This is a genomic window from Methanobacterium sp., assembly GCA_016222945.1.
Lineage (GTDB): Archaea > Methanobacteriota > Methanobacteria > Methanobacteriales > Methanobacteriaceae > Methanobacterium_D.
In genome coordinates this window covers 1-5075 of sequence record JACRPY010000001.1, presented here as the reverse complement: position 1 = coordinate 5075, position 5075 = coordinate 1, and the positions used below count along the sequence as shown (strand labels likewise).

Here is a 5075-nt window from a genome sequence, read left to right as displayed (position 1 = left end):
GCTTTAGCTTTAACATAGTTATATCCTTGGGTAGCTTTAGCTTTAACATAGTTATATCCTTGGGTAGCTTTAGCTTTAACATAGTTATATCCTTGGGTAGCTTTAGCTTTAACATAATTGTGTCCTGCCTGTAAAGCAGTTTTTGTATCTTGAACAATTCTAACTCCAAAATCATAAGCCTTTTGCCACTGATCAGATATTTTTTTAACTGGATCAGGCCCTACTAAAGTAGTTGCAAGCTCCATAACACCACGTTTCAATTCAAAAGTATTAAAAGCAGTTGCTGCCTTAGCAATGATACTCTCTGGATTTATTCTCTTTGCAGCATAACCTGCCAAATCTAAAATAGGTCCAAAAGGATTAGGATTAGTTAAATTAGTAACAAAAGAAAGACCATTCTTCAAATTCTCAGGACTCTTAAAATCAATCTGCTTACCTAACCATCCTGTAAATTTGCTGAACTCATTTACTATGATGTTGTCGCCTAGGTTTAGTCCTTGTATTCCTAGTTTTTCTAGTATTCCTCCACTTTTTATGGCTTTACCTCCCCAAGACACCACTCTTGCAATTGGGATTAGTGATACAACATTAATTAGGGTGTTTCCCAATGACATGTTACCATTTTCATCTATTCCAAATAACGTTTCTAAGCACCATTGAAGGTTTCCTCCGCCCCACATGTTCTTCAAATTTTTATAGCCAGGAATAGTTAGAAAAGTGTAATCCCAGAAATCCCAAGGATTACCCGTTTGCCAAGCCTTATCTAAAGCTTCATATTCCTTTGTAATAGTATAATCCATAACCATCATTGGTGGAAGATAACTCATAGGATTATATCTACCGAATAAAGGCATATTACCCTTTTCATCCGCACCTAACACCGTACTATAAAACCATTTAACAGCCCCACCACCCCACACACCATCTAACTTATCATAACCAATAATATGCACACCGCCAAACAATCCTTTCATTTCTTCTATGCTTAGGGTTGTTCCTCTTCCGTTTGGATTTGTGGTTAGTGCGTTGCCGGTGTAGTATTTGTTGAATTGTTCTGTGGTCATAACAACTGTTCCGAGGAACGGGTCTTGTATGATGTAGTTGTCTCCAGAATCAACTTTTAATCCTGTTAGTTGTATTCCATACTATTGTGCTCCTTGTGACAGGCCATGCCTGCTGATGCCTTGACGGGTTAATCCTCCAATCTGTGATATAAAATTAGCATCTGCCTTTGCACCTAAACTGTTTAGTAGGTTCCCTAAAGCCATAGCTCTGCACAAACTAGTGTTCGGTGCAGATTCGGCAGGTTTATAATGAATATTAAAAAATTAACAATTCATTATTTATCCACTTTAGATTTATTTATTTCCCATAATTTATCCACTAGTAAAGGTAAATCTGTTTTAAGGAGTTTAAAATAAGTTTTATATGCAATTAGGATATCTTGCATGTTTATTTTATCTCTAGCATCGTTTATCACGTTACAACCAGCTAATAATAAAGTAAACTTCTTTTCTGAAATTCCAACAGTAGTAGCTTTATTAACACCCCATTTTATACGCTTTATCTCCTCAAATAGAATATGTAGTTTTTCAAAGAGTTTTTTTGTTTTTTTGTTTTTCCATTTAACTTTTTTTAGTTTTTGGAAATATTCTGCTGTAGGTTCAAGAGTTTCAGTAACTTCATCAAATTTATCTAGGGCAAAAATGAGATGTTCATCTAGTTTACAAAGATGTAGTTTTTCCATTTCCTCGTAACCTAATTCTTTCCCTGTATTCATCTGATAAACATCTAAAAAGAATGAATACATTCTGTAAACTTCAAAAAAAGTAATTAAATCACTGAAAGGAGGACCATAAATAATGGGGCGACCCATATTCTCATAAGCAAGATGAGCTACTCTTAATTTTTTATCTTCTTCTTCATTGAATTTAACCTTATTATGATGTTTATCTGTATACTTCCATGTTTTAAAAAACCGTTCATATAATTCAGAGTCATACAAACCTTTTATTTCATCAGCCAACTCCCTAACACCATCAACATCACCAAACTCATCAATCAAAGAATTATAATCTTTTTTTATATATTTAAACTCATCATACGCCATTTTTATCATCTTCCTACCAAATTCCCAGCCCTCTTGCAAACCAGCTTGCACCGTCAGCCACCTGTTTTATTCCTGGCAAGTTTCTAACGGCTTTATAAACTGGATTATTCACAACAGGGTCTAAACGTTTATGTATTGCAGGTTTAACATTCTGCTCCATCCACGGCCTAACATTACTCTTATAATACTTCACAGCCTTAGTAGTGGTTTCTTTAACATAAGTTTTAGTTTGATTATATTTAGATTGAACATACTTAACTAAACCTTTCTTTTGATATTCTGTTCTTTCTTGATTAAACCTATCTAAAGCAGGTTGAACAGTTTTAGTGTAAGCACCTTTGGCAGCGGCTTTAAAATTATCAACTAAACTACTTGTTGCAGCTTGGCCTCATTAAACTTGATTAATCCATCATGCAAAATTACCTGCAGCATTCATAATCCCATTAACCATCCCTGCGTGTTTATCATCATTAAAAAAATATAAAACCAGTTTGATATTAACAGAGAATTAAATAATTATTTTTCTAGCTTTTTTTTATCTATTTTTTTTTGATTACGATTGTTTTTGCTGCTTTGTCGCCGAGTCTTTGCTTCTTTTTTGATGTTATAATTGCAATTAAACCTATTAGTCCAGGTATTATGTACGGGAATAGGTCTATTATTCTTAGAATGTTTCTTATGATGCTTTTTTGGTAGGATATGGGTTGGAGGTTATTTTGATCAACTACGATTATTGAGAGGAGTTGTTTGCCCGGTGTGCTTCCACTTAGGGGGCCTTCAAAGAAAATGAAATACCCAAAAAAGATTATAGTACATATTAAAAGGAATAAAACTGCTATAAGCATGTTTGAAGAACTTAAACCTCCAAAAAATATTAAACCACAAAAAATGAACAATAAAAACAAATCAACTAAAAAAGCTGCAGCTCTCCGCCAAACAGACACAAACTCAAACCCAGACTCACTAAAACCCATACCATCAAACTCCCTTTATATGGACCCTTTTTCTAATCTATCCACTAAATCAGGAAGATCAGTTTTCAAAAGCTTAAAATACGTTTTAAAAGCAACAATAACATCTTCCTGTTCTATTTTATCCCGACTATTATTCACCGCACTACAAGCAGCAAGAAACTGATCTAAAAGATCCTGTTCTATCTGAAACCTTGCAGGTGTTCTTCTTCTAGGAAATCCTGCATATAACTTAAGTTCTCCCAACTCAAGACATAAATTTCTGGAATTCTTTCCCCATTTGATTTTCCGTAATTTTTTAAAGTAATCCTTATTTATTTCAGGTTTTTCCATGATTTGGTCGAATTGTGTCATGTTTTTCATTATGCGGATTTCTAGGTTGTCGGAAATTTTTTCCATCTCTTCTGAATTTAATTGTCTACCAATACAAGTAACATATATTCCAGTTAGAACATTATATAGGCTTTGTAGGTCTTGATATGCAATTACTCTTGTAAAAGGAGGTAAATTAATAGGTTGGTACCCTAAAAATTCACGTCCCATATTCACAACCTCACATTTCAGTTCTTTATAAGCAGTTTCATTATCAACAAACCAGCCATACTCCAAATTTGTCATCAACAAACCAAAATAATAACCCTCTTCCTTCAATTTCTTAATTTCAATTACTACTTCACCAAGACCATCCACATCATACTTTTCAAAAACTGCCATTATTTGTCACCTAAAATTTTTCTATAAGTTTTACCATACTCCTAACTTATTTCAAAACCATCCTAAACGATCTGTCACATGTTTAGCGCCAGGCACATTTTTCACAAGCCATTGTGTAGCAGGATGACTCCAAACAGGATCTAAACGTTTATGCATGGCAGGTTTAACATTCTTCTCCATCCACGGCTTAACAGTCTTATTATAATATTTCACAATCTTAGGAGCAGTTTCCTTAACAAAAGTTTTAGTTTGAGTATATTTATCTCCAAGATACTTAACTACTCCTTTCTTCTGATACTCTGTTCTTTCCTGTTTAAATTTATCAGCCAAGGGTTTTATATAATTGTTATATGTCGTATTAGTCCAATTAACAGCAGCATTGTAACCCTGCTTAGCATAATTATTTATTCTACTAATGATGTTATCTTGGTTGGTTTTATTATAATAATCTGCCAGTTGCAATGTATTCAACTGTAAAGAAGTTAGCTGATAGAAAGGATTTCTAATAAGCGAAGAAATACCATACCCTAAAGATCCAGATATACGCGGCCCCAAAATCTCAAAAACACTTTGACCAATACCCAACACATCCATACTATACACAGAAAAACCCTTAAAACCCCAATCCAAAAGATTAATTCCCCATTGTGGGATCCTTTCCAATATAAGCCTAGCTACTGGTTGTAATGGTCTCGGCAATGCATTGATTAATGTGGCTGTTATTCCTATTCCTGTAGCTGTTCCTGTTGCTGCAGCAGCTGCAGCTGTTTCTACAGTTACAGTTCCTGCCGCTGCTGATTCACCCATAAATGGTATAAGTGGCACTATGACAGCAGCTCCTGCCCCGCCAGTAAGTATGATGAATCCTCCGATGCAAAGAGTTATTAATATTGCTGCAGCCAATGGATCAGGTTGTACATTACTCATCCAAGACTCCACTGCACTATTTGTACCATAATTCAAATTCTTTTTAAGTTCCTCTCTTTTTTCTGGAGGTAAATTATTATACCAATCCTTAATCTTCTGAGAATCAGGCTCCCAATTAAATGCACCCAAACCACTAGACACAGACGAATCCACAACACCACCAAACAGTCCCTTCATTTCATCAATACTTAACAATGTTCCTAATCCTTCAAAATTCATAGTCAACACATTTCCAGTATAATACTTATTAAACTGTTCTTGGCTCATGATTACTGTTCCCAGGAACGGATCCTGTATGATATAATTATTACCAAGTTTTCCGAGGATTAGAGCATAATGATTGTTTCCATTAA

General features: G+C 34.6%; 6 protein-coding genes. All 6 read right to left on the bottom strand.

Annotation, left to right across the window (positions count from 1 at the left end; translation table 11 throughout):
• The coding region (locus HZC47_00030) for a hypothetical protein (protein ID MBI5679277.1) at positions 1-920 on the bottom strand (920 nt) is incomplete at its 3' end.
• A gap of 419 nt (positions 921-1339) precedes the next feature.
• Entirely contained in the window at positions 1340-2161 is an 822-nt protein-coding gene (locus HZC47_00025) for a hypothetical protein (GenBank protein MBI5679276.1), read from the bottom strand.
• Positions 2124-2303 (bottom strand): hypothetical protein, encoded by a 180-nt coding sequence (locus HZC47_00020; protein MBI5679275.1) that lies wholly within the window; start codon positions 2301-2303, stop codon positions 2124-2126. Before HZC47_00020 ends, HZC47_00025 begins: the two co-directional genes overlap by 38 nt.
• Positions 2304-2649: 346 nt before the next feature.
• On the bottom strand, positions 2650-3084 hold the full coding sequence (locus tag HZC47_00015) for an RDD family protein (protein MBI5679274.1): 435 nt from the start codon (positions 3082-3084) through the stop codon (positions 2650-2652).
• A 15-nt stretch (positions 3085-3099) separates the two neighbouring features.
• On the bottom strand, positions 3100-3795 hold the full coding sequence (locus HZC47_00010; protein ID MBI5679273.1) for a hypothetical protein: 696 nt from the start codon (positions 3793-3795) through the stop codon (positions 3100-3102).
• Positions 3796-3846: 51 nt separating this feature from the next.
• Positions 3847-5075: hypothetical protein (locus HZC47_00005; protein ID MBI5679272.1), on the bottom strand; the 1229-nt coding region annotated here is incomplete at its 5' end.